This window comes from Ensifer aridi (assembly GCF_002078505.1).
GTDB lineage: Bacteria > Pseudomonadota > Alphaproteobacteria > Rhizobiales > Rhizobiaceae > Sinorhizobium > Sinorhizobium aridi.
Window position 1 is genome coordinate 394,642 of the sequence record NZ_LUAV01000012.1, and the last position, 26,130, is coordinate 420,771.

General features: G+C 63.1%; 27 protein-coding genes, 1 tRNA gene and 2 pseudogenes. 11 read left to right on the forward strand and 19 right to left on the reverse strand.

Annotated features, from left to right (window positions below):
* Nucleotides 1–119: 119 nt before the first annotated feature.
* Nucleotides 120–1,187, reverse strand: coding sequence for a multiple monosaccharide ABC transporter substrate-binding protein (gene chvE, locus AYK65_RS11985; protein WP_026618040.1), 1,068 nt, complete (start codon nucleotides 1,185–1,187; stop codon nucleotides 120–122).
* A 272-nt stretch (nucleotides 1,188–1,459) separates the two neighbouring features.
* On the opposite strand from chvE, the gene AYK65_RS11990 reads away from it, so the two are divergent.
* On the forward strand, nucleotides 1,460–2,443 hold the full coding sequence (locus AYK65_RS11990; RefSeq protein WP_081158511.1) for a LysR family transcriptional regulator: 984 nt from the start codon (nucleotides 1,460–1,462) through the stop codon (nucleotides 2,441–2,443).
* Between the two features lie 171 nt (nucleotides 2,444–2,614).
* Entirely contained in the window at nucleotides 2,615–3,070 is a 456-nt protein-coding gene (locus AYK65_RS11995) for a hypothetical protein (protein ID WP_081158513.1), read from the forward strand.
* 3 nt (nucleotides 3,071–3,073) lie between these two features.
* Here AYK65_RS11995 and AYK65_RS12000 read toward each other — a convergent pair whose 3' ends face one another.
* Complete coding sequence (locus AYK65_RS12000) at nucleotides 3,074–3,301, reverse strand: hypothetical protein (protein ID WP_081158515.1); 228 nt, start codon at nucleotides 3,299–3,301, stop codon at nucleotides 3,074–3,076.
* Nucleotides 3,302–3,785: 484 nt separating this feature from the next.
* Here AYK65_RS12000 and iolG point away from each other — a divergent pair, with 484 nt between their 5' ends.
* Nucleotides 3,786–4,778 carry an inositol 2-dehydrogenase gene (gene iolG, locus AYK65_RS12005; protein WP_081158516.1) on the forward strand — a complete coding sequence of 331 codons (993 nt, stop codon included), beginning with the start codon at nucleotides 3,786–3,788 and terminating at the stop codon, nucleotides 4,776–4,778.
* Between the two features lie 54 nt (nucleotides 4,779–4,832).
* Here the strand turns inward: iolG and AYK65_RS12010 are convergent, their stop codons facing one another.
* A complete protein-coding gene (locus AYK65_RS12010) occupies nucleotides 4,833–6,044 on the reverse strand; it encodes an ROK family transcriptional regulator (RefSeq protein ID WP_081158518.1) in 1,212 nt (403 codons plus the stop codon).
* A 240-nt stretch (nucleotides 6,045–6,284) separates the two neighbouring features.
* Here AYK65_RS12010 and xylF point away from each other — a divergent pair, with 240 nt between their 5' ends.
* The 4 genes from xylF to AYK65_RS12030 all read left to right on the forward strand — a co-directional run bounded on the left by xylF (nucleotide 6,285) and on the right by AYK65_RS12030 (nucleotide 9,945).
* The gene (gene xylF, locus AYK65_RS12015; RefSeq protein WP_026618046.1) at nucleotides 6,285–7,325 is read left to right on the forward strand and encodes a D-xylose ABC transporter substrate-binding protein; all 1,041 of its coding nucleotides are present in this window, start codon (nucleotides 6,285–6,287) and stop codon (nucleotides 7,323–7,325) included.
* 159 nt (nucleotides 7,326–7,484) lie between these two features.
* The gene (locus AYK65_RS12020) at nucleotides 7,485–8,798 is read left to right on the forward strand and encodes a sugar ABC transporter permease (RefSeq protein ID WP_026618047.1); all 1,314 of its coding nucleotides are present in this window, start codon (nucleotides 7,485–7,487) and stop codon (nucleotides 8,796–8,798) included.
* A 14-nt stretch (nucleotides 8,799–8,812) separates the two neighbouring features.
* The gene (locus AYK65_RS12025; RefSeq protein ID WP_026618048.1) at nucleotides 8,813–9,598 is read left to right on the forward strand and encodes an ATP-binding cassette domain-containing protein; all 786 of its coding nucleotides are present in this window, start codon (nucleotides 8,813–8,815) and stop codon (nucleotides 9,596–9,598) included.
* A gap of 270 nt (nucleotides 9,599–9,868) precedes the next feature.
* Nucleotides 9,869–9,945 (forward strand) — tRNA-Arg (locus AYK65_RS12030).
* A gap of 98 nt (nucleotides 9,946–10,043) precedes the next feature.
* Here the strand turns inward: AYK65_RS12030 and AYK65_RS33625 are convergent.
* The 5 genes and pseudogenes from AYK65_RS33625 to AYK65_RS12055 form a co-directional block, all read right to left on the reverse strand.
* Nucleotides 10,044–10,321: pseudogene (locus AYK65_RS33625) on the reverse strand (hypothetical protein).
* Between the two features lie 308 nt (nucleotides 10,322–10,629).
* Nucleotides 10,630–11,007 carry a DUF488 domain-containing protein gene (locus tag AYK65_RS12040; protein ID WP_081158519.1) on the reverse strand — a complete coding sequence of 126 codons (378 nt, stop codon included), beginning with the start codon at nucleotides 11,005–11,007 and terminating at the stop codon, nucleotides 10,630–10,632.
* Between the two features lie 80 nt (nucleotides 11,008–11,087).
* On the reverse strand, nucleotides 11,088–11,510 hold the full coding sequence (locus AYK65_RS12045) for an EF-hand domain-containing protein (RefSeq protein ID WP_026618050.1): 423 nt from the start codon (nucleotides 11,508–11,510) through the stop codon (nucleotides 11,088–11,090).
* On the reverse strand, nucleotides 11,504–12,979 hold the full coding sequence (locus AYK65_RS12050) for a pyridoxal phosphate-dependent decarboxylase family protein (RefSeq protein ID WP_081158521.1): 1,476 nt from the start codon (nucleotides 12,977–12,979) through the stop codon (nucleotides 11,504–11,506). Before AYK65_RS12050 ends, AYK65_RS12045 begins: the two co-directional genes overlap by 7 nt.
* A 79-nt stretch (nucleotides 12,980–13,058) precedes the next feature.
* Nucleotides 13,059–14,498 (reverse strand): FAD-binding oxidoreductase, encoded by a 1,440-nt coding sequence (locus tag AYK65_RS12055; protein ID WP_046119715.1) that lies wholly within the window; start codon nucleotides 14,496–14,498, stop codon nucleotides 13,059–13,061.
* A 227-nt stretch (nucleotides 14,499–14,725) separates the two neighbouring features.
* Between AYK65_RS12055 and rfbF the strand changes: the two genes are divergently transcribed.
* Nucleotides 14,726–15,439 carry a glucose-1-phosphate cytidylyltransferase gene (gene rfbF / locus AYK65_RS12060; protein WP_081158522.1) on the forward strand — a complete coding sequence of 238 codons (714 nt, stop codon included), beginning with the start codon at nucleotides 14,726–14,728 and terminating at the stop codon, nucleotides 15,437–15,439.
* Nucleotides 15,440–15,816: 377 nt separating this feature from the next.
* Nucleotides 15,817–16,346, forward strand: a pseudogene (locus AYK65_RS12070) (dTDP-4-dehydrorhamnose 3,5-epimerase family protein).
* Nucleotides 16,347–16,357: 11 nt separating this feature from the next.
* Here AYK65_RS12070 and AYK65_RS12075 read toward each other — a convergent pair.
* The 8 genes from AYK65_RS12075 to AYK65_RS12110 form a co-directional block, all read right to left on the reverse strand.
* Nucleotides 16,358–17,119 carry an ABC transporter ATP-binding protein gene (locus AYK65_RS12075; RefSeq protein WP_026618053.1) on the reverse strand — a complete coding sequence of 254 codons (762 nt, stop codon included), beginning with the start codon at nucleotides 17,117–17,119 and terminating at the stop codon, nucleotides 16,358–16,360.
* Nucleotides 17,116–17,949, reverse strand: coding sequence for an ABC transporter ATP-binding protein (locus AYK65_RS12080; protein ID WP_026618054.1), 834 nt, complete (start codon nucleotides 17,947–17,949; stop codon nucleotides 17,116–17,118). Before AYK65_RS12080 ends, AYK65_RS12075 begins: the two co-directional genes overlap by 4 nt.
* Complete coding sequence (locus tag AYK65_RS12085) at nucleotides 17,946–18,878, reverse strand: ABC transporter permease (protein ID WP_081158526.1); 933 nt, start codon at nucleotides 18,876–18,878, stop codon at nucleotides 17,946–17,948. The genes AYK65_RS12080 and AYK65_RS12085 overlap by 4 nt, the downstream gene beginning before the upstream one ends.
* On the reverse strand, nucleotides 18,875–19,918 hold the full coding sequence (locus AYK65_RS12090) for an ABC transporter permease (protein WP_081158593.1): 1,044 nt from the start codon (nucleotides 19,916–19,918) through the stop codon (nucleotides 18,875–18,877). Before AYK65_RS12090 ends, AYK65_RS12085 begins: the two co-directional genes overlap by 4 nt.
* Before the next feature lie 41 nt (nucleotides 19,919–19,959).
* Nucleotides 19,960–21,600 carry an ABC transporter substrate-binding protein gene (locus AYK65_RS12095; RefSeq protein ID WP_026618057.1) on the reverse strand — a complete coding sequence of 547 codons (1,641 nt, stop codon included), beginning with the start codon at nucleotides 21,598–21,600 and terminating at the stop codon, nucleotides 19,960–19,962.
* Nucleotides 21,601–21,650: 50 nt separating this feature from the next.
* On the reverse strand, nucleotides 21,651–22,706 hold the full coding sequence (locus AYK65_RS12100) for a dipeptidase (RefSeq protein ID WP_026618058.1): 1,056 nt from the start codon (nucleotides 22,704–22,706) through the stop codon (nucleotides 21,651–21,653).
* Nucleotides 22,707–22,912: 206 nt separating this feature from the next.
* Nucleotides 22,913–23,242, reverse strand: coding sequence for a DMT family transporter (locus tag AYK65_RS12105; RefSeq protein ID WP_034886101.1), 330 nt, complete (start codon nucleotides 23,240–23,242; stop codon nucleotides 22,913–22,915).
* Between the two features lie 83 nt (nucleotides 23,243–23,325).
* Nucleotides 23,326–23,886: a TetR/AcrR family transcriptional regulator gene (locus tag AYK65_RS12110; RefSeq protein WP_026618060.1), complete on the reverse strand. Its 561-nt coding sequence runs from the start codon at nucleotides 23,884–23,886 to the stop codon at nucleotides 23,326–23,328.
* Nucleotides 23,887–24,083: 197 nt separating this feature from the next.
* Here AYK65_RS12110 and AYK65_RS12115 point away from each other — a divergent pair, with 197 nt between their 5' ends.
* Both AYK65_RS12115 and AYK65_RS12120 read left to right on the forward strand, forming a co-directional pair.
* Entirely contained in the window at nucleotides 24,084–24,470 is a 387-nt protein-coding gene (locus tag AYK65_RS12115) for a globin domain-containing protein (RefSeq protein WP_026618061.1), read from the forward strand.
* 6 nt (nucleotides 24,471–24,476) lie between these two features.
* Nucleotides 24,477–24,851: a DUF423 domain-containing protein gene (locus AYK65_RS12120; protein ID WP_026618062.1), complete on the forward strand. Its 375-nt coding sequence runs from the start codon at nucleotides 24,477–24,479 to the stop codon at nucleotides 24,849–24,851.
* A 30-nt stretch (nucleotides 24,852–24,881) separates the two neighbouring features.
* Here the strand turns inward: AYK65_RS12120 and hmuQ are convergent, their stop codons facing one another.
* From hmuQ to AYK65_RS12135, 3 genes are read right to left on the reverse strand one after another with little or no spacing between them, the layout of a single operon-like run.
* Nucleotides 24,882–25,196, reverse strand: coding sequence for a heme-degrading protein HmuQ (hmuQ, locus tag AYK65_RS12125; RefSeq protein WP_026618063.1), 315 nt, complete (start codon nucleotides 25,194–25,196; stop codon nucleotides 24,882–24,884).
* 3 nt (nucleotides 25,197–25,199) lie between these two features.
* Nucleotides 25,200–25,475, reverse strand: coding sequence for a hypothetical protein (locus AYK65_RS12130; protein ID WP_081158527.1), 276 nt, complete (start codon nucleotides 25,473–25,475; stop codon nucleotides 25,200–25,202).
* Between the two features lie 54 nt (nucleotides 25,476–25,529).
* Complete coding sequence (locus AYK65_RS12135; RefSeq protein WP_026618065.1) at nucleotides 25,530–25,946, reverse strand: DUF2325 domain-containing protein; 417 nt, start codon at nucleotides 25,944–25,946, stop codon at nucleotides 25,530–25,532.
* Nucleotides 25,947–26,130: the final 184 nt, after the last annotated feature.

The following is a 26,130-nucleotide window of genomic DNA, read 5'->3' on the forward strand; positions in this document are numbered from 1 at the left end:
GCCGATCCAGGGAACGATGAGCAGTTCAAACTATTACAGCGACATGGGTGCGCCTGCAAACGCACATCGCGTTAAGCAAAGGGGCTCGCGGCCCAACCGCGACCCCCCTCCGAACCGGATCAGTTGTTGATCTGATCTTCCGTGTAGTAGCCGGAGCCGACGAGGACTTCCTTGGCATTCGTCTTGTCGACCGAAACGGGCTTCAGCAGGTAGGACGGAACGACCTTGACGCCGTTTTCATAGGTCTTGGTGTCGTTCACTTCCGGCTCCTTGCCGTCCATGATGGCGTTGACCATGTTGACGGTGACCTTGGCGAGTTCGCGGGTGTCCTTGAAGACCGTCGAATACTGTTCGCCGGCGAGGATCGACTTGACCGAGGGAAGTTCCGCGTCCTGGCCGGTGACGATCGGCATCGGCATGTCGCCGGAGCCGTAGCCAACGCCCTTCAGAGCGGAAATGATGCCGATGGAGAGGCCGTCATAGGGCGACAGAACGCCGTCGACCTTGGCATCGGTATAGGTGGAGGAGAGCAGGTTCTCCATGCGAGCCTGAGCTACCGCACCGTCCCAGCGCAGCGTGCCGACCTGGTCCATGCCCATCTGGCCGGACTTGACGACGATCTTGCCGCTGTCGATCAGAGGCTGCAGGACCGACATGGCGCCGTCATAGAAGAAGAAGGCGTTGTTGTCGTCCGGCGAACCGCCGAAAAGTTCGATGTTCTTCGGTTCCTTCGCTTCGTCGAGCTTCAGGCCCTGGACGAGCGACGTCGCCTGCAGCACGCCGACCTGGAAGTTGTCGAAGGTCGCGTAGTAGTCGACATTGCCCGAGTCGCGGATCAGACGGTCGTAAGCGATGACCTTGACGCCGGCGTCGGCCGCTTTCTGCAGGATGTCGGAGAGCGTCGTGCCGTCGATGGCGGCAATGACGAGAACCTTCGCGCCCTTCGTCACCATGTTCTCGATCTGCGCGAGCTGGTTCGGAATGTCGTCGTCAGCGAACTGCAGGTCCGGCGTATAGCCGGCTTCCTTGAACAGCTTCTCCATGGTTTCGCCGTCGGAAATCCAGCGGGTCGACGTCTTCGTCGGCATCGAAATGCCGACCGTGCCCTTGTCCTGGGCGAATACCGGCGCAGCGAAGGACGCGACGGTGATCGCCGCGGCTGCGAGAAGCGAAGTAAACAATTTCATCAGATCTCTCCCTGAGTGTTGAAGCCGGCGAGCCGGGCCCCGTCCTATGCGCAGCGATCCACCCGCGCGGAGAATGATCCCCGAGCGGTGATTCAAGATAAAGGAAGTCCTCCCCGTCTCAACATACTTCCGCATGCGCTGGCGCACAGGCTCGGAAACTGGAATCAATTGCCATAACTGTCAAATACAATAATGCATTTCATACATACCAAATTTGGTATACGACTCTTAAAGAGTGTGATTTATGTATCCCTTGAAGAAGGACCGGGAATTTGAACCTCGAGAGCAAGCCGAGCACCGCCATCCCGGCGGGCGAACCGTTCGACAGCGGCCTTTTCCGGTCGGGATTGAAGATAAACCACCTCAGGCTCATCCTGGCAATCGACGACCACCGTCGTATCAGCGCCGCCGCCGATTCGCTCGGCATTTCGCAGCCGGCCGCCTCGCGCATGCTCGCCGAGATCGAGGCGATCGTGAAGGCGCCGATCTGCGCCCGCGTGGCGCGCGGCGTCGAGCTCACGCCCTACGGCGAAGCGTTGGCCCGGCGGGCGCGCACGATCTTCCTGGAACTGCGCGAGGCCGCGCGCGAGATCAACGAGTTGAAGACCGGCAGTGGCGGCTCGGTGTCGCTCGGCTCCGTCACCGGCCCCGCTCTCAACCTCGCCGTGCCTGCAATCCGCCAGGTCTCCACCGCCTATCCTGGCATCGAGATCAATGTGCAGATCGACAACAGCAATGTGCTGACGCGGGAACTCCTCGCAGCGCGCCACGATTTCGTCGTCGGCCGCATCCCCGACGACCTCAATCCCCGGCTCTTCAATCTGGTCGAGATCGGTTCCGAGGATGTCTGCCTTATCGTTCGCGAGGGCCATCCCCTGCTCGACAAGGCGTCCGCCAGCGCCGACGACCTGCCTGGCTACGACTGGGTCTTCCAGCCGCCCGGCACGCTTCTGCGCCGCGCGGTTGAGGACAGTTTCGTTTCCGCCGGCGTCCGGCTCCCCGCCACGGTCATCAACACCTCCTCGATCATCCTGACGCTTTCGATCGTCCGCAACACCAACGCAATCGCCCCCGTCGCCCTCGACGTCGCCAAGCTCGTGGCGGCAAACGGCACGCAGGCCGGCGAGATACGTATCCTGCCGACCGAGTTTCCAATCCGCATCAAACCCTATGGACTGATCACCGCCGAGGGCCGGGCGCTCCCCCCGAGCGCGAAGCTGCTCTACGACCTGATCCTGAAGCAAAGCCGGGCATGATCAGGCCCGCATAATCTTGAGCGGCCAAGATCGGCTGAATTCAGCGTGGGATGAGGAAAAGTGTGCGCGGTTTTCCGCCCGCATCCCGCGCTAACCTATTAGAATCGATCCCGTTCATGACTTTAGGTCGATCCGACCTAAAATCATCGTGATCCGGCGACGAGAGGCTCGATGTTCGGCATGTCGGTATTCCAGTCGGTGCTCGAGCGCCTGAAGGCCGAGCAGGACACGGAGGTGTCGGACGAAGACGTCGCCGGCGATTTCCGAAACGCCGCAGCCGGCTTGCCGCCGGAGTTCATGGCGGAAACGTCCCCATGCGCAGCAATTCCCTTTGGCACGGTGGAGCAGGCCTATCGCGAGCTCGCACCGGTCGAGAGCTCCGAGCCGCTCGTGATGCCCGATTACCTGAATCGCACCAGCCTTGCCGAGGTCGCATCCGAACTTGCGCTCAGTGACCAGGAAACCCCGCTGACGCTTGCGGCCAAGCGGCGGCGCTTTGCCGCCGCGAACCATCCGGACCGCCTGCCCGCCGAGTTCCGGTCCAATGCGACGCTCCGCATGAAGCTCGCCAACATGCTGATCGACGAAGCAGCGCGGCCGCTCGCGCGCACGGCTGCCGCAAGATAGCCGTCACTTCCCTTCGTCGCTCGTCCCGGCCTTCTCTTCCGGCTGCTTCGGCCGATAGAAGACAAGAAGCGCAGCGCCGGCATAGGCGGTCACGACCAAAAAGATCGTTCCCCACATCATCTGACCGCCATAGAATTCCACCGCCGTCCATACCGCACAGAAGACAACGATCAGCAGCCGGATCCACAACGGCCTATAGAAGGGGTGATCCGGATCGATGAATTTGATCATTCCAATGCCTCTGGAAGTATGCGCCGGCAGTCCGGCATCTCATCTATAAGCGCCGCGCGTCTTATCAGACTGTCAAAGCCCGGTGTCCAGCGATATCTGCGGCAAAGCCGCTCGTCGGTACTCGCAGCCGCACGCTCGCACTTGACGGACTCGCCGCAAATGGAATAAAAATTCCGAAACTAAAAAATTTAGCCTTTTCATTCCGACATACAGACAAGATCGGCTTGAAGGGCATGCATGGGAGGGAGGCGCCCTACAGCGCCGCGCGTCCAACCAGAGGCGCAAAGATCGCTGTGGGACATTAAGTTGCTGCATGATTCCTAAATCGGTGCCGATTTAGGAATCATGCAGTGGCGGCGCGGGAGGAAAAGCCACCACATTCCTCTCATCTTTCCGCGGACATCTCCTCCGCGACGCCTTTGCGCGATGAGCGTCATCATCGCGCGTCAACCCGGTCGCAAACCGGAACTAAAGGACGATAGAGATGACAGTGAAATTTGGTCTTCTGGGCGCCGGGCGGATCGGCAAGGTGCACGCGAAAGCCGTCAGCGGCAATCCCGATGCGCGCCTCGTCGCCGTTGCTGACGCCTTTCCGGCCGCGGCGGAAGCGATCGCCAATGCCTATGGTTGCGAGGTCCGCACGATCGACGAGATCGAGGCGGCGGGCGACATCGACGCCGTGGTGATCTGCACGCCGACGGACACCCATGCCGATCTGATCGAACGCTTCGCCCGCGCCGGCAAGGCGATCTTCTGCGAAAAGCCGGTCGACCTCGACGTCGATCGCGTCAAAGCCTGCCTGAAGGTGGTTTCCGAAACCAAGGCGAAGCTCATGGTCGGCTTCAACCGCCGCTTCGACCCGCATTTCATGGCCGTACGCAAGGCGATCGACGAATGCCGGATCGGCGAGGTCGAAATGGTGACGATCACGTCGCGCGACCCCGGCGCGCCTCCGGTCGATTACATCAAGCGTTCCGGCGGCATTTTCCGTGACATGACGATCCACGATTTTGACATGGCGCGTTTCCTGCTCGGCGAGGAACCGGTCTCCGTCACCGCCACCGCCGCCGTGCTCGTCGACAAGGCGATCGGCGAAGCGGGCGACTATGACAGCGTCTCCGTCATCCTGCAGACGGCGTCCGGCAAGCAGGCGATCATCTCGAACTCGCGCCGCGCTACCTATGGCTACGATCAGCGCATCGAGGTGCATGGCTCCAAGGGCGCAGTCGCCGCGGAAAACCAGCGCCCCGTCTCGATCGAAATCGCCACTGGCGAAGGCTATACCCGCCCGCCGCTGCACGACTTCTTCATGACGCGCTACACGGAAGCCTACGCCAACGAGATCGAGAGCTTCATTGCCGCGATCGAAAAGGGCGCCGAGATCACCCCGTCGGGCAAAGACGGCCTTGCCGCCCTGGCGCTCGCCGATGCGGCAGTTCGGTCGGTCAAGGAAAAGCGCCAGATCAGCGTCGCTTGACGCGAGATATCCTTTCCGCAGCGGAAGGCCGGGCAATGCCCGGCCTTCCTTGTTTCAGGGATGGCCGGCCGCGGCGATATCGGCGTCGATGGCGCTGAGCGCCCGGTCGAGATGGCCGTCGAAGACGAGCCGCTGCTCATCCGCGAGGACCGTTATTTCCGGCAGACCCTCCAGCCGCACCTGCAACGATTGCGCAAGCCCCTCCGTGAGCCCCTTGTGCAGAAGGTCGAAATAGCGCGTGCCCTGCCCCGTCACGAAGATCGGCATCGGCTCATAGAGGCTGATGACGCGGGAAATGCCGTTGCCGAGCGCGACGCCGGCCTGCCGGAAAGCATAACCGGCCATGCGGTGCCCCTGCCGCGCGCTCGCGGCGATCTTGTCCATTTCCGAGAGCGGCACGAATTTCGCAGGGATCGTATCGGACGGCACCTGGAAGGCCGTGCGCAGGATGCCGTAAAAACCCGCGGCGGCCTCGATGCAGCCATAGCTGCCGCAGCGACAGAGCCCGGCGGACGTCGCATGCAGCATGTGACCGAAATTCGGCGCGGAGACATCGAGCTCGCCGGACCTCCCCTTCCTCGCGAGGCCGAGACCGATGCTGTGCCCGAGCGAGACGACCGCGAGCGACCTGAAGCCCCCCTCCTTCTCCTCTGCGCGCACCGCAAGCGCCTGCGCCACGAGCAGCGACTCGTTGTTGAGCATGACCCTTGCGCGCCACTCCGGCCGGAGCAGCTTCTCGAAGTCGAGCTGTTCGTCGCCGAAGACCGGCGACCAGACGAGCCGTGCTCCATCTGCGGCCACGAGCCACTTGCTGCTGATGGAGATGGCAAGCACCTCGTCCTTGGCGATATGCGAGCGATTGAGCAAGCGCTCTAGCGCCGCCGTGAACAGGCGCCCGAAAGCCGCCGTGCCGCTCGAGTCGTGACTGCGCGCCTCCTCGAAACGGTCGAGCAGGACGCCCCCGTAGTCGACGAGGGAATATTGCACGGTGTCGGAGGAAATGCGCACGACGATCACGTAGCCTGAGGTGCGTCTCGGAGCAAAGAGAACCCGCGGCCGGCCGCGGCCACCCTGAACATGCTGCTCGATCTTGGCGATGATCCCTGCGCGCTCGAGTTCGGCCGTGATGACGGAAATCGTGGCTGAGGCAAGGCCCGTCTGCGCAGCAATTTCCGTGTGCGAGAGGGAGCCTTTGCGGCGGAGGGCTGCAAGGACAAGGCTGCTGTTCTGCTGACGCACAAGCTCTGTGCTGGACTTGGTCAGCATTGCACGTCCCTGCCGGTGGCGGATTCCTCGAACATGCTCCTCCCAAAGCATCTGCAGAACAGCAACACAAGGAGTGGATGGGCTTGTTGACAGCCTTCTAAAACTCTGACATCTATTTTCTCGACTGTCGAGAAAAAAGCTCCGCGCGCACTGCCGGAGACATTTGCGGCAGCGCTTCACGGCTCGTTGGGGATGCGTGCGGGAGGTTCGCGCGCGCGGCGGGCCCTTTGGGAGGATAAAATGAAGTCCATTTTGAAGCTGATGGCGGGGGCCGCCATCATCGCGTCCATGCATTCCGCGGCGATCGCCAAGGATCTCGTCATCGGCGTTTCCTGGTCCAACTTCCAGGAAGAGCGCTGGAAAACCGACGAGGCCGCGATCAAGGCCGCACTCGAAGCCTCCGGCGACAAATATATTTCCGCCGACGCACAGTCCTCTGCCGCTAAGCAGCTCACTGACATCGAGTCGCTGATCGCTCAGGGCGCGAACGCCCTGATCGTGCTTGCGCAGGATTCCGACGCCATCGCTCCGGCCATCGAAAAGGCGGCTGCCGAAGGTATCCCGGTCGTCGGCTACGACCGCCTGATCGAGAACCCGGCTGCCTTCTACATTACCTTCGACAATAAGGAAGTGGGCCGCATGCAGGCGCGCGAGGTCTTCAAGGCGAAGCCCGAAGGCAACTTCGTCTTCATCAAGGGTTCCTCCTCCGACCCGAACGCCGACTTCCTCTTCTCCGGGCAGATGGAAGTGCTGAAGGAGGCGGTAGACGCCGGCAAGGTCAAGAATGTCGGCGAGGCCTATACGGACGGCTGGAAGCCGGAAACCGCCCAGAAGAACATGGAGCAGTTCCTGACCGCCAACGACAACAAGGTCGACGCGGTCGTCGCCTCCAACGACGGCACTGCCGGCGGCGCGATCGCCGCGCTCACCGCGCAGGGTCTCGCCGGCTCCGTTCCGGTCTCGGGACAGGACGGCGACCATGCCGCGCTCAACCGCGTGGCGCTCGGCACCCAGACTGTTTCCGTCTGGAAGGACGCCCGCGAACTCGGCAAGAAGGCGGCGGAGATCGCCGTGACGCTCGCCGGCGGCAAGACCATGGACGAGATCGAAGGCGTGCAGACCTTCAACGGCGGACCGAAGGGCGTCGCCATGAAGTCCGTCTTCCTGGCGCCGATGGCGATCACCAAGGACAATCTGAACGTCGTCATCGACGCCGGCTGGATTTCCAAGGACGCAGCCTGCCAGGGTGTTGCAGCCGGCTCCGTTGCCGCCTGCAACTGACGGACGGGCGCTTTGCATTGACTTCGAAACGCCGCAACGGAACCCCGTTGCGGCGTTCGCATGAGGTCCGAACGGTCGCGCTCGCGCGGTGATATGATTGCGGCAACACCACGTGGGCCAACCGCATCAACGAATATAAACAGTGGGGGAACGCCGGCCATGGCCGACACGACAGACACCGCACATTTCAACCGCGCGCGCAACGCCGCCGAAAGCCCGGTGAAGCGCTTCTTTCGCGCCACGGAGATCGACACGCGCCTGCTCGGAATGGTCGGCGCCATGCTGATCATCTGGATCGGCTTCGATTTCCTGTCGAACGGCCTGTTCCTGACGCCGCGCAACCTCTGGAACCTTTCGGTGCAGACCGCCTCGATCGCCGTGATGGCGACCGGCATGGTGCTGGTCATCGTCACCCGCAATATCGACCTTTCGGTCGGCTCGATCCTCGGCTTCGTCGGCATGATCATGGGCGTGCTGCAGGCCGAGCTGCTGCCGCAGCTCCTCGGCTTCAATCACCCGGCCACCTGGATCATCACGCTCCTTGCCGGCCTCGCGCTCGGCGCGGCGATCGGCGCGCTGCACGGCATGATCATCGCCTTCCTGAACGTTCCCTCCTTCATCGTGACGCTCGGCGGCCTGCTCGTCTGGCGCGGCGCCACCTGGTTCGTGACAAGCGGCCGCACCGTCGCGCCGATGGACGCGACCTTCCGCCTGATGGGCGGCGGCACGGAAGGCTCGATCGGCGCTACGGCAAGCTGGATCGTCGGCCTGATCGCCTGCCTCGCCATTGTCGTCAGCATCCTGAACGCCCGCAAGCAGCGCAAGCGCTTCGGCTTTCCGCGCCGCCCGGTCTGGGCCGAATACCTGCTCTCCGCGGTCGGCTGCCTGCTCGTTCTCGGTGCCGTGACGATCGCCAACAGCTATCCCTGGCCGACCAATATTGCCCGCAGATATGCCGAGGCGAACGGCATCGCCTGGCCGGAAGGCGGCCTCTTCATCGCCCACGGCATCGCCATTCCGGTGTTGATCGCAATCGTCATCGGCATCGTCATGACCTTCATCTCGACGCGGCTGCGCTTCGGCCGCTACGTCTTCGCGATCGGCGGCAATCCGGAAGCGGCCGAGCTTGCCGGCATCAAGACGCGCTGGGTGACCGTCCGCATCTTCGCGCTGATGGGCATGCTCTGCGCAGTCGCCGCCGCGATCTCGACGGCGCGCCTCAACGCCGCCACCAATGCGCAAGGCGAGCTTGACGAGCTCTATACCATCGCCGCAGCTGTCATCGGCGGCACCTCGCTTGCCGGCGGCATGGGCACGATCGCCGGCGCCATGCTCGGCGCGCTCGTCATGCAGTCGCTGCAATCCGGCATGGTGCTCCTCGGCATCGACAGCCCGCTGCAGCGGATCGTCGTCGGCGTCGTGCTCGTCACCGCCGTCTGGCTAGACACCGTCTACCGCGCCCGCGCGAAATAATCAGGAGTTCGAACATGACTGAACAACGCACTCCGCTCGTGGAAATGAAGAACATTTCCATCTCCTTCGGCGGCATCCATGCGGTGGACAACGCCTCCGTCGATCTCTATCCCGGCGAGGTCGTCGCCCTCCTCGGCCACAACGGCGCCGGCAAGTCGACGCTGATCAAGATTCTCTCCGGCGCCTACCGGCGCGATGCCGGCGAAATCCTGATCAATGGCGAACCGGCCGAGATCAACAATCCGCGCGACGCCAAGAAATACGGCATCGAGACGATCTACCAGACGCTCGCCGTCGCCGACAACGTCGACGCCGCCGCCAACCTCTATCTCGGTCGGGAGCTGCGCACCCCCTGGGGCACGCTCGACGACGTGGCGATGGAGGCGAAGGCGCGCGAGGTGATGGGCCGCTTGAACCCCAACTTCCAGCGCTTCAAGGAGCCGGTGAAGGCGCTTTCCGGCGGCCAGCGGCAATCGGTGGCGATCGCCCGCGCCATCCTCTTCAACGCCCGCATCCTGATCATGGACGAGCCGACCGCAGCCCTCGGGCCGCAGGAGACGGCACAGGTCGGCGAACTCATCAAGCAGTTGAAGCGCGAGGGCATCGGCATCTTCCTGATCAGCCACGACATCCACGACGTCTTCGACCTCGCCGACCGCGTCTCGGTAATGAAGAACGGCCAGGTCGTCGGCCACGCCCGCACCGAGGACGTCACCAAGGACGAGGTGCTCGGCATGATCATCATGGGCAAGGTGCCGCCTAAGGCGATCCCCGGCCCCGGCGCCATGCAGATGGCGTGAGCGCGGGTCGTGACGGGGAGTGCGGGCGGTTTCCGCTCCGCCTCTCCGCTCGGATTCATCGAGACGTCTGCTCCTAAACCAATGCCACATCGCCACAGATGCGGCATTTTTCTTCGACCGCGAGACACCGTGAGCGACGCGCCGCGACCACAGGCGGGCCGAGGAAAGCAAATTTCCCCCACAATCTCCTGCAATTGACCATTGAAGCGGCACGCAAGCTAGGCTAAGAACCGCTCACAGCCTGCTTCGGCGGCCCTGCCGCCAACGGATGCACCCGTAGCTCAGCTGGATAGAGTGTTGGATTCCGATTCCAAAGGTCACAGGTTCGAATCCTGTCGGGTGCGCCAATTTCTTGCATGTCCAGCCCGGAGACATAGGTAACAGTTTTTACCTAAGACATGGGTGACAATCTTGTGCCGCCCATTGGGCCGCCTCATTTGGGGAACTAATGTACCGTCGGCCGCGGCGCTCCCCGCCGAAAAAGCGCAATCAGCGATATGCCTTGCTGCAGGAGAAGCTCAGCGATCGACAAGTCCCCTGTCACGACGTCGTCGGCGCAACCGCGTATAATCCTGGCCAGACTGATCGAGTTTGCTGCCTATCTTTCATCCCCGATTTCCTGCGACTTGTCGGCTGTAGCCCCCAGCGCGTTCGCGACTGAGGTCATCAGGTTTGAGCGCTCGCGAGGCGTCATCTCATTCAAGGTTTAGCAGAATCCCGCATTGCCAGCTCCTCAAGTCATCAACGCGACACCATCACGTGCGGCCGGTCAGCCGCACGGAGGTCTGCCACGTCATTTTTGGAGTACGGGAGGCTGAAGCTCCCATCGTGTAAATCGGGATCGGGCGCGGCGAATGCAAGGAATGGCTACTATGCGGCTACCGCATGCCCTCCCTGTCCTGACCGGCGACCGAGAGGGGCTCGCGCGAAAGCGCAGAATCTTAGAGCAATTCCAAGAAGAGCGTGTAACGTTTTCCGCCGGATTGCGGAGTTTCAAGAGCTAGATCATTTCATTGTTTCAATGAAATGATCTAGGAGGCCAATCCCCTTCCCCGCTTTCCCTCCAGCCACGCCTTAAGCGCAACAGCATTATTGCGGCGCTCATCCCGCGCCGCATAAAGCAGCGTCACCGGCCCCTCTTTCAGCCGCTCACGTAACTCACTCACCGCCGCCTGCGCCACCTCGCCTTCCAGCTCCGCCGCATAGGCCTCACAAAACGCCTCCCAATCCTCCGGCTTCCCATGAAACCGCTTACGCAGCGCGTCGCTCGGGGCGATGTCCTTGAGCCAGAGGTCGATCCGCGCCTTGTCCTTGGCGATGCCGCGCGGCCAGAGGCGATCGACGAGGATGCGCGTTCCGTCGGACGCCTCCGGCGCCTCGTAGACGCGCTTCAACTGGAGTGATGGCATTGGGCCCCCGCAAGAATTCCCGGGCCGACCGCCGCCGTCCCGGGGACGAGACTGTTTCCATCGAAGGTAGCGGAGCCTTCCTAATTGTGGAAGAAGGTCTGGATCTCGTCGGGTGTGACCTTGCCGTCCCGGTTGACGTCCACCTTGTCGAAAATCCGCCGGTGGATGGTGCTGATCTCCTCGAAGGAAAGCGCGCCGTCATTGTCCGCATCGGTGATGGCGAACATGATTTTCATCGCCTGCCGGTGCATCATCATTCCGCGCATCCTGTCGCGGTACCTCATGCGATCGCCCCGCATCCCCTCACCACGCATCATGTCACCACGCATCATCTCCATCTGCCTGTCCTGCGCGGCTTCGTCCTGCGCCGGCGCGTCGTCGGTCGCGGGCGCCTCGTCCGGCGGTGGGGGTGTGTCCGGCGCCTGGGCGGCAGCTATGCTCGTTGCGCTGATCGTCATGAGCGCCGCAAGGGCGGCCGCGACCGGCAATCGCATCGTCAACATGTGCTCTCCTCCTCCAACTGGGTTTGAGTGTGATCCAGATTTTCACCACTTTCAGATCGGGCGTCTCCCGCCGCCTGCCAGGCGGCAACGATCGCGTCCGCTGCCACTTCTCCTGCCCGATCATCCGTAAGCCAGGAGATCACCGACAGCCGCATCACCTTTCGCCCGCGCCAGCTCGCCCCGCCGGCGAAGCAGATGCCGTCGGCCTGCAGCCTCTCGATCGTCGACTGGGTCAGCCGGTCGCCCTCTTCGTCCGGGCGGTCGGCGCCAAACCTGACTATGAACTGATTGAGAACGACGTCGTTCAGCACCGCGATTCCGTTCTGGCGGCTCAACCGCTCCGCCATCGCACGGGCGACCCGGCAGTGCCGCTCGACCATGGCCGCGATGCCTTCGCGGCCGAGATGCTTGATCATCGCCCAGGTGGCAAAACCTCGGGCGCGGCGCGACCGTTCCGGCACGAAATGGCTGGGATCGCGTTCGCCCTCGTGGCTCGGCGGCAGGTAGCTCGCGGCGATCGTCATCGCCCGGCGATGGGCTTCCTGGTCGCGAATGATGGCATAGCCACAGTCATAGGGCGTCTGCAGCCATTTGTGGCCGTCGGTGGCCCAGGAGTCCGCCTGCTCGACATGATCGGTGAGCGCGCGTCTCCCGGGACAGGTGCGTGCCCAGAGACCGAAGGCGCCATCTATATGGACCCAGGCGCCCATTCGCCGCGCAATCGGCATGATACCGGTAAAATCGTCGAAGGCGCCGGTATTGATCTGCCCCGCCTGGAGGATCGTGATGCATGGTCCTGAGAGTCCGGCCGCGGCTTCCGCAAAGGCCGGCGTAGTAATGCGGCCGGTGTTATCGGTCTTCACGCGAACGACGCGATCGCGCCCGAGGCCTAGAAACTGCAACGCCGAGAAGACCGTGGTATGCGCGTCATCACCGATCAGCACCGTCGCAGGTGGCGCGCCGAACAGCCCCTGCGCCTCCACGTCCCAGCCGACCTTTCGCAGCACCTCGCCGCGCGCGGCGGCAAGGCAGACGAAATTCGCCACCGTCGCCCCCGTCACGAAGCCAACAGAACTTTGCCGCGGCAGATCGAGAAGATCGATGAGCCATTTGGCCGCAACCGCCTCAGCGGCGGCCGCGGCTGGCGCCGCATGATGGTTACCGGCGTTCTGCCCCCAGGCGCTGGTCATCCAGTCGGCCGCGACGCCCACGGGATGCGAGCCGCCGATGACCCAGCCAAAAAAACGCGGCCCCGTCATGGCGTTGAGCCCGGGCTCCGCCTTGGCGGCAAGCTCGTCGGCGACATCGAGCCCGGGGCTTCCCTGCTCCGGTAGCGGCTCATGGAACGTCTCCAGTGCGGCGGGGTATGAAACCTCCGGCCTTTGCGGAGCCTCCGCTATCTTCTCGCGGAAGCGCGCGGCATGCTCCGCCGCACGCCGAAAGACATCCCTCGCCGACTCCTCACCCATGCCGCCCTCCTCTTAAAATGAAGCGCCTGCCCGCCGGACCGCCGCTCGCAGCCGGTGGGGCAAGGCTCGGGACCACCGGCTAAGCCGCCCCGCGCTCCTCGATCGGCCGCACATTCTGGTTCATGCGGAAGAGATTGAGCGGGTCGTAACGCCGCTTCACCTCAACGAGCCGCCGATAGTTGCCGCCATAAGCAGCCTCGACCCGGTCGATCTCGTCTTCCGGCATGAAGTTGATGTAGGCGGTGCCCGCGGCATAGGGTTTCGCCGCCTCGAATAGCCGCCGTGCCCAGTCGATGCAGGTCCGATCCATCGCCGGATCGCGCCAGCGAGCGTGCACATTCATCACGAAATGCGAGCTGCGCTGCGGGAAAGCGGTTTCCTCCACGGCGACGCGACCGGCGGCGCCGCCGACATGGCCGATGAAGATTTCGCATTCCGGTCCCGGCAATTGCCGGACGGCATCGGTGAGCACGCCGATCGTTTCATCTGAAAGCTCCGTGAAATCATGGCTCTTCCAGTAGTTGCGGGCACCCGGCGTCAGCAGCGGATCGAAGGCCTGTTGCCAGCCGACGAAGGGAATGGGGCCGACGACGTCGGCGATCGGCTCACCGATCGAACGCAGCTCCGCGGTTGGCTTCTCACCTGCTTCGGGATCGCCGCAATAGCAGATCGCCAGCAGCAGGATCTCCTTGCCGTGCCACTCGGCGGGAAGGAACGGCAAGGGCGGCGCCTGCCGCATCACGGCCCAGCAGGTGAGTTCGTCCGGCGCCTTCTCGAGCGCCTGGCGGTATTGCTTGAGCACGCTTGGCGCGTCGGCGAAGGGATGCACGACCAGCCCGGCGACAACCTCGGGACCGAGGTCATTGAGCGCGAATTCGAAGGCCGTGACGACGCCGAAATTGCCGCCGCCGCCCCGGAGCGCCCAGAAGAGGTCGCGGTGTTCCGTCGGGCTCGCACGCACAAGCTCACCATTCGCCGTCACCACGTCCACTGAAAGCAGGTTGTCGACCGTCAATCCGAACTTGCGCGTCGTCCAGCCGAAACCGCCGCCGAGCGTCAGGCCGGCAATCCCGGTCGTCGAGTTGATGCCGGTCGGCAGCACCAGACGGAAGGCCTGCGTTTCCTTGTCGACATCGGCAAGCGTCGCGCCGGGCTCCACCCAGGCCCGTTTGGTCGTCTGATCCACGCGCACCGATTTCATCGGGGTGAGATCGATCATCAGGCCGCCGTCGCAGACGGCATTGCCGGCGATGTTGTGGCCGCCGCCGCGCATGGCGACCAGCAACTGGTTCTCCGCCGCGAAGCGAACCGCATTGACGACATCGGCAGCCCCGGCGCACTGCACGATCAAGCCCGGCCTTCGATCGATCATGGCGTTCCAGATCGTGCGCGCCTCGTCATAGGCGGCGTCGGTCGGCATGAGGACACGGCCGCGCAGCCGTCCCGCCAGCGCCTCGATGGCCGCGGCGCTGATCATTGTTGTTCCTGCTTGCAGATTGGTGAGGCTCATATCGTTCATGATTCGCTCCTCCCACGGTGAACCATTGCCCCAGCAGCGCGGCATTCTGCGCCTTTGCCGGGCGCCTCGCAAGGCGCGCCGGGTGCCGCCCGATACACTTATGCGGGAGCATGGGGAGCGGGGTTCTCGGCCCGCAATTGTTGCAATTGTGCTGAAAATGCTCCAATGAACCGCAGCACGCGGAAGCAGCTCTGGAAAAGGCTGGTTTGGAAGAGGCAGGTTTGGGCATGAAGGTCGTCATTCTCGCCGGCGGATACGGCACCCGCATCTCCGAGGAGAGCCACCTCAGACCCAAGCCGATGATCGAGATCGGCGGGCGCCCGATCCTCTGGCACATCATGAAGATCTATAGCCACCACAGCTTTTCGGATTTCGTGATCTGCCTCGGCTATCGCGGCTACATGATCAAAGAATATTTCTCCAACTACATCCTGCATTCCTCCGACGTCACCTTCGACATGGCGACGGGCGAAACCACCTATCATACGAAAACGGCCGAGCCCTGGCGCGTGACGCTCGTGGATACGGGGCCAGACTCGATGACCGGCGGTCGCCTGAAGCGCGTGGCTCCCTATCTCGGCGATGCATTCTGCCTGACCTATGGCGACGGCGTCGCCGATATCGACATCCGCGCGCTCGCCGATTACCACCGCAGCCACGGCCGCGAGGCGACGGTGACGAGCGTCGTGCCGCCGGGGCGTTACGGCGCACTCGCGATCGAAGCGGGGCAGGTCAACAATTTCGCGGAGAAGCCCGCCGGCGACAATGGCCGCATTAATGGCGGATTTTTCGTGCTCAATCGCTCCAGCCTTTCCGAAGGACGGCGCCGTCCAGGATCACCGAATTCGCTCCGATCCAGACATCGACGACGATGCCGCCGCGGCTCGGCTGAAAGCCCTGCTCGCGGATCACGCGATTTTTGTCGCTATAGGCGTGATTGACGGGGGCGAAGGTGCAGTTGGCGGCGATCAGCACATTGTCGGCGATGCGTATTCCGTTCCCGGTATAGAAGACACAGCCGCTATTGACGTAGCAGAAGCGGCCAATCTCGAGATCCCCCGAACCGCCGGCGGGCTTGACCTTGACGAAGCTGTCGATGACGGAGGCCTCGCCGACGACGATCCGCGTGCCGCGGACCGAATCCTCGATGTCGCTGAGCGGACTGATCTTCGCCGTCGGATGCACCTCGATCATTGTGGCTCCAATTTTTCTCCGCCGCTTAATTTCATTTCGGCACTCTTTTCCAGTTACCGCTTGCCGCGTCAACGCCTGATCGTGCAAGAAGCGCTCACAGGAAATGCCATCGGTCGAGGAATTCATGTCGCGGTTCAATCGCCTTCCCACTCCCCTTGCAGGCCTCGCGATCATCGAGCGCGAGCAGATAGGCGACGAGCGTGGCTTCTTCTCGCGCTTCTTCTGCGGCGACGAATTACCCGAGTTCGGGGGCGTGATCGCGCAGATCAACCATACCTTGACGCGCAGCAAGGGTGCGATCCGCGGCATGCACTTTCAGCGGCCGCCGCACGACGAGACGAAGTTCGTGTCCTGCATACGAGGCGCCGTCTTCGATGTCGCGGTCGACATAAGGCCGGACTCGCCGACCTACCTACAATGGCACGGCGAAATCCTGAGCGCCGAAAAATGCCCGCTCGATGATGATCCCCGGGCGGCTTCGCGCATGGGCTCCAGACGCTGACGGAGGACTGCGAGATGCTCTATCTGCATGACAAGCCCTATGCGCCGGAGGCGGAAGGCGGGCTCAACCCGCTCGATCCGCGCCTGGCTATCGCTTGGCCGCTCGAAGTCAGCCAGATGTCGGAGCGCGACCGCGCCTTGAGCTTCCTGTAAGCCTTTTCGGCTTATGCCGTCTGCGCCTCGCGACGAAAGCCCCCGCTCGCCACCATCAGGCTTCGCGTATAGTCCTCGGCAATGCGGCCGGCCACAAGGTCGGCCGACGACAGCCGCTCGACGACGCGGCCGCCCTGCATCACCGCCAGGCGGTCGCACATATGGGTGACGACACCCAGATCATGGCTGACCATGATGAAGGTGAGCTTGCGATCGCGCCGCACCTGTTCGAGAAGGTTCAAAACCTCCGCCTGTACGGAGGCATCGAGCGCCGAGGTCGGCTCATCGAGCAACAGGATGGACGGCTCGAGGATCAGGGCGCGAGCAATGGCGATGCGCTGCCGCTGGCCTCCGGAAAGCTGGTGCGGGTAGCGGAAGCGGAAGCCGGAGCCCAAGCCCACCTCGTCCAAAGCCTTGAGGATCCGGCGCTCGCCGTCGCCGATGCCGTGGACCGCGAGCGGTTCCATCAGCTGCCGGTCGACCGTCTGGCGCGGGTGCAGCGAGCCGTAGGGATCCTGGAACACCATCTGCACCGCGCGGTAGAAGGCCTTGTCGCGACGCGTGCCTTTGACCTCTCGCCCCCCCACGCGAATCGTGCCCTCAGTCGCCGGAGCCAGCCCGGCGATCGCTCTCAAAAGCGTCGATTTGCCCGAGCCGGACTCGCCGACAAGGCCGAAGGATTCGCTCGAGGCGACCTCGACGCTAACGTCATCCAAGGCTTTGAAGTCATCGAAGACGACGCTGAGATTCTCGACGGCAACGGCCTGGGTCATAGCGCCCACTCCGGTTTACGGTCGAGCACGGGCAAGGGGTGGCGATCCGCACCGATGACCGGCATGCAGTTCAAGAGGCCGCGCGTATAAGGATGCTTCGCGTTGGGGAGGTCCGATGCAGCAATCTCCTCAACGATCTTGCCCGCATACATCACGAGCACACGATCGCAGAAGGACGAAACGAGCCTGAGGTCATGCGAGACGAAGATCAGCCCCATGCCGCGCTCGGTCACCAGCTTGTCGAGGATCGACAGGACCTCGAGCTGCACCGTCACGTCCAAGGCCGATGTCGGCTCGTCGGCGATGAGCAATTCCGGCCCGGCAATGAGCATCATGGCGATCATCGCCCGCTGGCCCATGCCGCCCGAAACTTCGTGCGGATAGAGATCGAAGACGCGGGCCGGATCGCGGATCTGCACCGCCGCCAACATGTCGAGCGCCCTCTGCCGCGCCTCGCCGCGGCTGACCTTTTCGTGCCGCCTCAGCGTCTCGACGATCTGCCGGCCGATGCTCATCACCGGGTTCAGCGAATATTTCGGGTCCTGCAGGATCATGGCGATCCGCTTGCCGCGCAGGTCCCGCCGAACCTTCGCCGGAGCCGAGACGAGATCGATGCCGTCGAAGGCGAGCCGCTTCGCCGTCACTTGCGCCTGCAGCGGCGTCAGCCCCATGATCGCCCGCCCCGTCTGCGACTTGCCGGAGCCGCTTTCGCCGACGATGCCGAGACGTTCGCGCCCGAGGGTAAAGGAGACGCCGCGCACCGCCTCGATGACGCCAGTGCGGGTCGGGAATCGGACCCTCAGGTCTTCGACCGTCAGGAGCGCGCTCATTGGCCGCTCTCCCGTGGATCGAGCGCGTCGCGCAGACCGTCCCCGAGCAGGTTGAAGCCGAGACTGACGATCAGGATGGCGATGCCGGGCATGGTGGCGACCCACCATTGATCGAGGATGAAGCGGCGGCCGGAAGCGATCATCGCGCCCCATTCGGGGAGCGGCGGCTGCGCACCGAGGCCGAGGAAGCCGAGCCCGGCCGCCGTCAGGATGATGCCGGCCATGTCGAGGGTCACCCGCACGATCAGCGACGACATGCACATAGGCATGACATGGCGAAAGACGATGCGCGCCGGCGAGGCTCCCATCAGGCGAACGGCGGCAATGTAGTCGGAATTGCGCACCGTCAGCGTCTCGGCGCGGGCGATGCGCGCATAGGGCGGCCAGGAGGTGATCGCAATCGCTATGACGGCGTTTTCGATGCCGGGTCCGAGCGCCGCGACGAAGGCGAGCGCCAGAACGAGCTTGGGGAAGGCGAGGAAGATGTCGGTGAGGCGCATGAGGACCGCGTCGATCCAACCGCCGGCATAGCCGGCGACCGCACCGACGATCAGCCCCACCGGTGCCGCGATGATCGCGACGAGCACGACCACGACGAGCGTCAGCCGCGAGCCGTGGATCAGCCGCGACAGGATATCACGGCCCTGGTCGTCGGTGCCGAGCAGATACCCCTCGCTGCCGGGCGGCAGCAGCCGCGCCCCGGCGAGATTGCCGACGAACGGCGAATGCGGCGCGAGGAGATCGGCGAAGGCGGCGACAAGGATGAGCGCCAGCAGGATGAGGAGGCCGAGCACGGCGAGGCGATTTGCCGAGAACCGGCGCCAGGTCATATAGGCACGGCCCAGCCGCGCCTGCAGCCGCGACTGCGGACGGTCGGAAAGAAGCCACTCGCGGCGCGTCATCGGGCGTGTTTCACTGGCAAGGCTCATCGCGCGCGCGTCCTCGGGTCGAGCGTCCGGTAGAGCAGATCGGACAGGAGATTGATGCCGATGAAGACCGACCCGATGATGATCGTGCCGCCGAGGACGGCGTTCATGTCGGCATTCTGCAGCGAGTTGGTGATGTAAAGGCCGAGGCCCGGCCAGGCGAAGACCGTCTCTGTCAGCACCGAGCCTTCGAGCAGCCCCGCATAGGAAAGCGCGATAACCGTCACCAACGGTACGGCCGCATTGCGCAACGCATGGCCCCAGATGATCCGCGCCTCCGAAAGCCCCTTGGCGCGCGCGGCGACGATATATTCCTGCTGCAGTTCGTTCAGCATGAAGCTTCGCGTCATGCGGCTGATATAGGCGAGCGAGAAATAGCCGAGCAGCGAGGCCGGCAGGATGATGTGCCGGAAGACGTCGCGGAAGACGTCCCACTGCCCCTGCCAGAGCGCGTCGACGAGATAGAGACCGGTGATCGGCGAAAACGTGTACTCGTAGACGATGTCGATGCGTCCCGGATAGGCGACCCATTGCAGCCGCGCATAGAAGACGAGGAGCGCCAGGAGCGCCAGCCAGAAGATCGGCACGGAATAGCCGACGAGGCCGATGACGCGCACGATCTGGTCGGCGATGCTGCCGCGTTTGACCGCCGCGAGCACCCCAAGCGGCACGCCGATGAACGCACCGATCAGCGTTCCGAGCGTCGCAAGTTCCACGGTCGCGGGGAAAGCGCGGCGGATATCCGTCATGACCGGATTGGTGGTCAGCACCGAAGTTCCGAAGTCGCCCGAAAGCGCCTGGCGGCAATAGATGAAGAACTGCTGGTAAAGAGGCAGGTTGAGCCCCATCGCCTCGCGCGTCCGCTCCACGACATGCTGGGGCGCCCGATCGCCGAGAACGGCCAGAACCGGATCGATGGGGATCACCCTGCCGATGAAGAAGGTGACGGCAAGAAGGCCGAGATAAGTGGTCGCCACGACGACAAGGAATTGCAGCACCGTGGCGAAAGCCTTGCGGGAACGGGCGCGCCGGCGCCCGCTCATTCGCACTGTATCGATCATGCTCAAGGAAACGGTCCTTTCGACTATTCCTTCGAGACGTTCCAAACGTAGTTGGTATCGAAGCTCGGGCCGAGCTTGAAGCCTTTCAGACTACCCCGAACACCGGCGACCTCGATCTGCTGGAAGATGATGATGAAGGGACTATCTTCCAGAACGCTCTTCTGGAGTTCCTTGTAGATCTCCGCACGCTTGGCGCCGTCGCGCTCGAGGAGCGCTTCCTTGGTCTTCTTACTCAGTTCCGGAACGTCCCAGGCGTTGCGCCAGGCAAGGGTCTTGTTGGTACCCTCGTCGGAATTGTCCGGATTGTTGGTAAAGGTGTCGGCGTTCGAGTGCGGGTCGAAATAATCCATGCCCCATTGGCCGATATACATATCGTGGTTGCGGGCGCGGTACTTCGTCAGCGTCTGCTTGCCGTCGCCTGGGATGATTTCGAGCTTCACGCCCGCCTGGCCCAGCGTCTGCTGGAAGGATTCGGCAACGCCCGTGACCGGTTGGGTGTTGCGCACGTCCATAGTGACCGTGAAGCCGTCCGGATAGCCGGCCTTCGCCAACAGTTCCTTCGCCTTTGCGACGTTGAACGTGTAGGGGTTCTCGTTCAAAGCACCGAGCACGTCCTTCGGGAGGAAGCTCTGGTGGATTTCGCCGATCCCCTTGATCAAGGTCGCGCCGATCGCGTCGTAATCGACAAGATATTTGAAGGCCTGCTGTACCTCGGGCTTCGCCAGCTTCTCGTTCTTCTGGTTGAGGCTGATGTAGTAGACCGTGCCCTTGGGCGCGCTGGTCGTCGAAAGGTCCGCATTCTTGGAAACCGCCTCGTAGTCACCCGGCTCGAGATTGCGCGCGACGTCGATATCGCCGGCTTCGAGCGCGAGCCGCTGGCCGGAGCTCTCCTTCATGTGGCGGTAGATGACACGGGCGAGCTTTGCCGGTTCGCCGTAATAATTGTCGTTGCGCTCCAGAACCACGACTTCGTTCGCCCGCCATTCGCGCAGCTTGAACGGCCCGGAGCCGGCATAGCCGGTCTTCAGCCATTCATTGCCGAAATCGTTGTCGTATTTGTATTCGTTGCTCGGCGTCACGGGCTTCACATGTTCGAGCACGAGCTTCTTGTCGACGACGGAAGCGACCGTCGCAGTCAGGCAATTCAGGACGAAGCTCGGTGCATAGGGCTGGTCGACGGTGAAGACAAAAGTCTGCTCGTCGACGGCCTTCGCCTTTTCGGTGACGTTGTCGCCGGTAAGGCCGAACTGCGTGAGAATGAAGGCCGGGCTCTTGTCGAGCTTGACGGCGCGTTCGAAAGAATAGGCGACGTCCTCGGCAGTAATCGGATTGCCGGAGGCAAACTTCATGCCCTGCTTCAGCTTGAACGTATAGGTCAGGCCGTCATCCGAAACCGTCCAGCTTTCGGCGAGATCGCCGACGACCTTGGAGGTGTCGTTGAGATCGAGCCGGACGAGCAGGCTGTAGGTGTTGCTGGTCATCTCGGCGGTCGAAAGCTCGAAGGCCTCGCCCGGATCCATGGTAATGATGTCGTCGAACGCGAAGCCCTCGACCAGCGTGTCCTTCGGCGTTTCCGCGAAAGCCGGCTGCGCCGCACCCATCGCAAGCGCGAGCGCCGCAGTTGCAGTCAGAAGTCGAAAACGTCCATGGAGCTTATGCATCATTTTGCGCTTCCCTCTTTTTTGCACCCTTTGCGGGCTCTTCTTCATGGGGATCAGGCAGGCTCGTGCCACGCCTGCCCCAGAACTCTCAGCCAGTTCTCCCGGCATATCTTCGCCAGGTCGCGGTCACCATATCCGGCGTCTTTCAGTGCGGCAACGAGCTTCTGATTGCCCGCTGCATCGCCGATTTCCTCCGGGATCGTCGCGCCGTCAAAGTCCGATCCAAGTGCGACGCAGTCGATGCCCATGCGCTCGACCAGGTGGTCGAGGTGGCGCACCATGTCGGAAAGCGGCGTCGCCGCACTCTCCTGCCCGTCGGGGCGCAGCATGGTCGTCGCATAGTTGAGACCGACGAGACCGCGGCTTTCGCGGATCGCGTCAAGCTGGCGGTCGGTCAGGTTGCGCGCGACGGGCGTCAGCGCGTGAACATTGGAATGGCTGGCGATGAGCGGCTGATCGGTCGTCTTCGCCACGTCCCAGAAGCCTTTCTCGGTGATGTGGGCGAGATCGATCAGGATACCCATCCGATTACAGGCGCGCACGAGCTCGAAGCCGGCCTCCGTGAGGCCCAGGCCCGTGTCCGGCGACCGTGGATAGGCAAAAGGCACGCCATGAGCGAAGACGTTGGGACGGCTCCAGACAGGGCCGAGCGAGCGCAATCCGGCGGCATAGAAGGTTTCGAGCGCGGCAAGATCCGGCCCGATCGCCTCGCAGCCCTCCATATGCAGCACAGCGGCGAAGACGCCATCCTCGATCGCCCCCCGAATCTCGCCGGTCGAACGGCAGAGCCGCCATGCTCCGCCCCGGTCGAGCTTGAACGCGATGTCAGCGATTTCCATGGCTGTTGCAAGCGACGGCAGATGGTCGAGCGGTGCGGCAAGCGGCGTCGCGTAGTGACCGTTCTCGTCCGGCGTCCTCAGCGCGAGATCGCCGGACGGAATGTAGATCGCGCAAATGCCGCCGATGAGTCCGCCCGCCCTGGCACGCGGTCCGTCGATATGGCCCTTGTCGGTTCCGCCGATGAATTCCGTAACCGGATCGCTGCCTCCGCGCGCGCGCTGCCAAAGCCGCAAAAGCACATCGTTATGGCCGTCGAAAACCGCCTGCATTCCGAAAATTCCTTTGCTATATCAGGGAGATCGGATGGAAACCGCCATCCCGCATCCGGAAAGGACAAGGGGCGATGCTATTGAAACGCATCGCTGATTTCAATGAATATCCCCGGCGTTGGCGGCGTATGCTGTGGCGAAAAGTTGCAAGCGGACCGCAAGCCGTGGCCGTAGACCCCAAAACTTCTCGGGAGATGTGCCCGCCATCAGTGGAATGTCGACTTGGAGAAGAGATTGAGGACCAGCACCCCAGAGATGATGAGCGCGAGGCCGAGGATCGCCGGCAGATCGAGCTTCTGGTCGAAGGTCACGTAGCCGACGGCCGAGATCAACACGATCCCGAGACCGCTCCAAAGCGCATAGGCAATGCCGACGGGGATATAGCGCAGCGTATAGGACAAGAAGAAGAAGGCGACAGCGTAACACACGACCATGAGCACTGTGGGCGTCGGCCGGGTGAAGTGCTGCGCCGCCTGCATGGCCGAGGTGCCGAGCACTTCGAAGACGATGGCGATCACCAAAACGGTATAAAGCATGGCGGGGTTCAAGTGACGTCTCCGGGATGATTCCAGTAAAATGAAGGGTATGATGGCTCGCGCTCACATCTTTCGCGGTCGTGCTACTCCAGCGACAGCGCCTTGAGTTTCTGGAGCAGCGCCGCACGCGTCGACGCATCGATGTCGTGGCTCTGCATCAGATCGGCGAGCCATACGCCATCGGCGGCAAATCGGGCGAGGAGGCAATTGGGCGAGGAGTCGGTGGCTGGGAACTCCGCCGCTCGCCACGCCACCCAATCACGCCAGCGTGCCTTGAGATGCGGTTCGGCGAGCAGCGCGACGGTGAGGACCTGCCACCCCTGCGCCTCCGCTTCCCGATCGAGCGCAAAGCAGACGGTGAGATAGGCACGCGTAAACCGTCCCTTCTCGACATCGTCCGCCGCCATCGCTTCCTCGATCGACCTGTCGAAGCGCGCGACAAGCTCGTCGAAGAGCCCGTCGAGCAGTGCAAGCTTGTTGGGGAAGTGATGCAGCAGGCCGCCCTTGCTGACACCGGCCGCCTGCGACACCGCATCGAGCGTCACCGCGGCGATCCCCTGCTCCAGCGACAGACGCGCGGCGACATCCAGCAACTGCCGCCGCACCAGCTCCGGCTGCTTCTTTCTTTGATAAGCGTTCTTCATGACTCAATAAAGATACCGTCTGGACGGTTTGTCAAGAGATTGAACGCGAGATTGATTTGCCGCGATGAAACGCCGCAAGCGGCCAGCCGCCATTGTCCGTCGCTGCCGGCCGCGATACGAAGGCGGAAGTCGAGCGGATAAGGAAAAGCATGTGCGGTTTTCCGTCGGCATTCCGCTCCAACCCTTGAGAGCCGATCATGACGGAAACGACGACGCTCTATGAGGCGATCGGCGGCGATGCTACCGTCCGCGCGCTGACGCGACGCTTCTACGAGCTCATGGATAGCCTCCCGGAAGCGGCCCGCTGCCGCGCCATTCACCCGCCGGATCTCTCGGGCAGCGAGGAGAAGCTCTACGAATATCTGACCGGCTGGCTCGGTGGTCCGCCGATCTATGTGGAAAAGCGCGGCCATCCGATGCTGCGCCGCAGGCATTTCATCGCGGAAATCGGTCCCGCCGAGCGTGACGAATGGCTCCTCTGCTTCACCCGCGCACTCGAGGAAACCGTTTCCCATCAAAAGCTCCGGGAAATCATTCTCGAGCCGATCACCCGGCTCGCCTTTCACATGCAGAACAAGGAATAGCCGCCGATGTCGAACAGCGGACTGCGCGCGACCATGCTTTTCGTCGCTGGACTCATGGGCATTTTCGGCGTCGCGAGCGCCGCTGCGGCCTCGCATGGGGCCGACCCGAGGCTCCTCGGCGGCGCCTCCGCAATGTGTCTTGCCCATGCGCCGGCGCTCGTGGCGCTCCACGCGGGCTGGGCGCTTTTTCGGACGGCCGGCCTCGCCGCCCTGCTGCTCGCGGCCGGTACCGCGCTCTTCGCCGCGGATCTCACGATGCGCCATTTCTCAGGCCACGGGCTCTTCCCGATGTCGGCACCACTTGGCGGCATGACGATGATGGCCGGGTGGCTGGCGGTGGCGCTCGGAGCGTTGCTGCCCCGGAAGGCTAACGCGGGATGAGAAAAGTGTGCGCGGCTTTCCGCTCCAGCATCACGCGCCTTCGACGACGGTGAAGCCCTCGAACTTCGGCGGACTGAGATACATCGACCTGTTGTCGCCGGCGCTCCTGTGCGCCGTCCGGAAGTTTTCCGATTTGGTCCAGTCGATGAATGCGTCCCTGCTCTCCCATGTCGATTTCGAGATGTATGGCGTATAGCCCTCTTCCGGCACGCTATCGCCGCGAAGCAGATGAAAATCGATGAAGCCGGGCATGTCCGCGAGAGCGGAGTCGCGCCCCTTCCAGACGGCCTCGAAGGCTGCCTCCTGCCCGATCGCGACACGGAAACGGTTCATGGCGAAATACATGGCCTACTTCTCCAGCGCCTTCTTTTCCGGAACGGCTCCCGCAACCGCGCGCGGAAACGGCAGGATAGCGCCCTCCATGGGTGCCGCAAGCCCGAGGGGGTCCCTGCCCGTCGGACGGGCCTGCCAAGTGGGGAACTCGGTGACATTCGCGTTTTCTTCGATCATCCGGGCGCGGCGCGTCAACAGTTCGTAAAGTTCGGGAACCAGTCCGTCGCCGAATTGCGCGGCGAGTTTGTGCAGACCGATCATCATCATCTGATCGGGACGTTCGTCATGCATTGATAGAACTCCAAGTGGCCGGCGGCGAGATAGGTCCCGCCGTCGTTTTCTCATTCAGCCATCGCGGCCGTTGCCGGTGGTCAGGTCCTGAAGCGCCCGCTCGAGGCTCGACTTCGAACCATTGCGCAGCGGCACGAAGGCCTTGCCCCACTTCTTGCAGCCGGTCTTCACGCGAAGACACGCATCATGGCTGATGCAGTCGATCGGGCAGAATACGCAGTCGACCGACGGAAGGACGCGGTCGATGCGCGATACCGCTTCTCGTAAACCGCCATCGTGATGGATGAGTTCCGCCCCGAAGGCACTAGCGATCTCGCGCAGATGGGCGACCTGGCAGTCGCGGCCGCCGACATAGAGGAAGCTGCGGCCCTCGAGCGTCACCTTGCCGGCGCCAGGCGGCACCGCGAGCGTCTCGTCCTTCGCCCTGCCCTTGCCGCCCTTGCCTGCATTCTGGTGCCGCTTGCCGCGCATCCATCGTCTCCATCTTGCTCCGCGACGCCAGCATGGCCGTCGATCGCCAATCAGAATTGCCTTTGGGCACACACCGAACGGTTGCGTGACGGCGGCAACTTATTAAACTTGATAACCGGAGTAAAGTATAAACATGAGTTTTTAAATCATATTAATTCACGCAAGAAGCGCTCGGCAATGCATG

What these genes read in the sequence shown, in the direction of transcription:
- chvE (WP_026618040.1), bottom strand. Translation starts at nt 1,187, where the DNA reads ATGAAATTGTTTACTTCGCTTCTCGCAGCCGCGGCGATCACCGTCGCG.
- AYK65_RS11995 (WP_081158513.1), top strand. Translation starts at nt 2,615, where the DNA reads ATGTTCGGCATGTCGGTATTCCAGTCGGTGCTCGAGCGCCTGAAGGCC.
- AYK65_RS12000 (WP_081158515.1), bottom strand. Translation starts at nt 3,301, where the DNA reads ATGATCAAATTCATCGATCCGGATCACCCCTTCTATAGGCCGTTGTGG.
- iolG (WP_081158516.1), top strand. Translation starts at nt 3,786, where the DNA reads ATGACAGTGAAATTTGGTCTTCTGGGCGCCGGGCGGATCGGCAAGGTG.
- AYK65_RS12010 (WP_081158518.1), bottom strand. Translation starts at nt 6,044, where the DNA reads ATGCTGACCAAGTCCAGCACAGAGCTTGTGCGTCAGCAGAACAGCAGC.
- xylF (WP_026618046.1), top strand. Translation starts at nt 6,285, where the DNA reads ATGAAGTCCATTTTGAAGCTGATGGCGGGGGCCGCCATCATCGCGTCC.
- AYK65_RS12020 (WP_026618047.1), top strand. Translation starts at nt 7,485, where the DNA reads ATGGCCGACACGACAGACACCGCACATTTCAACCGCGCGCGCAACGCC.
- AYK65_RS12025 (WP_026618048.1), top strand. Translation starts at nt 8,813, where the DNA reads ATGACTGAACAACGCACTCCGCTCGTGGAAATGAAGAACATTTCCATC.
- AYK65_RS12040 (WP_081158519.1), bottom strand. Translation starts at nt 11,007, where the DNA reads ATGCCATCACTCCAGTTGAAGCGCGTCTACGAGGCGCCGGAGGCGTCC.
- AYK65_RS12045 (WP_026618050.1), bottom strand. Translation starts at nt 11,510, where the DNA reads ATGTTGACGATGCGATTGCCGGTCGCGGCCGCCCTTGCGGCGCTCATG.
- AYK65_RS12050 (WP_081158521.1), bottom strand. Translation starts at nt 12,979, where the DNA reads ATGGGTGAGGAGTCGGCGAGGGATGTCTTTCGGCGTGCGGCGGAGCAT.
- AYK65_RS12055 (WP_046119715.1), bottom strand. Translation starts at nt 14,498, where the DNA reads ATGAACGATATGAGCCTCACCAATCTGCAAGCAGGAACAACAATGATC.
- rfbF (WP_081158522.1), top strand. Translation starts at nt 14,726, where the DNA reads ATGAAGGTCGTCATTCTCGCCGGCGGATACGGCACCCGCATCTCCGAG.
- AYK65_RS12075 (WP_026618053.1), bottom strand. Translation starts at nt 17,119, where the DNA reads ATGACCCAGGCCGTTGCCGTCGAGAATCTCAGCGTCGTCTTCGATGAC.
- AYK65_RS12080 (WP_026618054.1), bottom strand. Translation starts at nt 17,949, where the DNA reads ATGAGCGCGCTCCTGACGGTCGAAGACCTGAGGGTCCGATTCCCGACC.
- AYK65_RS12085 (WP_081158526.1), bottom strand. Translation starts at nt 18,878, where the DNA reads ATGAGCCTTGCCAGTGAAACACGCCCGATGACGCGCCGCGAGTGGCTT.
- AYK65_RS12090 (WP_081158593.1), bottom strand. Translation starts at nt 19,918, where the DNA reads ATGAGCGGGCGCCGGCGCGCCCGTTCCCGCAAGGCTTTCGCCACGGTG.
- AYK65_RS12095 (WP_026618057.1), bottom strand. Translation starts at nt 21,600, where the DNA reads ATGATGCATAAGCTCCATGGACGTTTTCGACTTCTGACTGCAACTGCG.
- AYK65_RS12100 (WP_026618058.1), bottom strand. Translation starts at nt 22,706, where the DNA reads ATGCAGGCGGTTTTCGACGGCCATAACGATGTGCTTTTGCGGCTTTGG.
- AYK65_RS12105 (WP_034886101.1), bottom strand. Translation starts at nt 23,242, where the DNA reads ATGCTTTATACCGTTTTGGTGATCGCCATCGTCTTCGAAGTGCTCGGC.
- AYK65_RS12110 (WP_026618060.1), bottom strand. Translation starts at nt 23,886, where the DNA reads ATGAAGAACGCTTATCAAAGAAAGAAGCAGCCGGAGCTGGTGCGGCGG.
- AYK65_RS12115 (WP_026618061.1), top strand. Translation starts at nt 24,084, where the DNA reads ATGACGGAAACGACGACGCTCTATGAGGCGATCGGCGGCGATGCTACC.
- AYK65_RS12120 (WP_026618062.1), top strand. Translation starts at nt 24,477, where the DNA reads ATGTCGAACAGCGGACTGCGCGCGACCATGCTTTTCGTCGCTGGACTC.
- hmuQ (WP_026618063.1), bottom strand. Translation starts at nt 25,196, where the DNA reads ATGTATTTCGCCATGAACCGTTTCCGTGTCGCGATCGGGCAGGAGGCA.
- AYK65_RS12130 (WP_081158527.1), bottom strand. Translation starts at nt 25,475, where the DNA reads ATGCATGACGAACGTCCCGATCAGATGATGATGATCGGTCTGCACAAA.
- AYK65_RS12135 (WP_026618065.1), bottom strand. Translation starts at nt 25,946, where the DNA reads ATGCGCGGCAAGCGGCACCAGAATGCAGGCAAGGGCGGCAAGGGCAGG.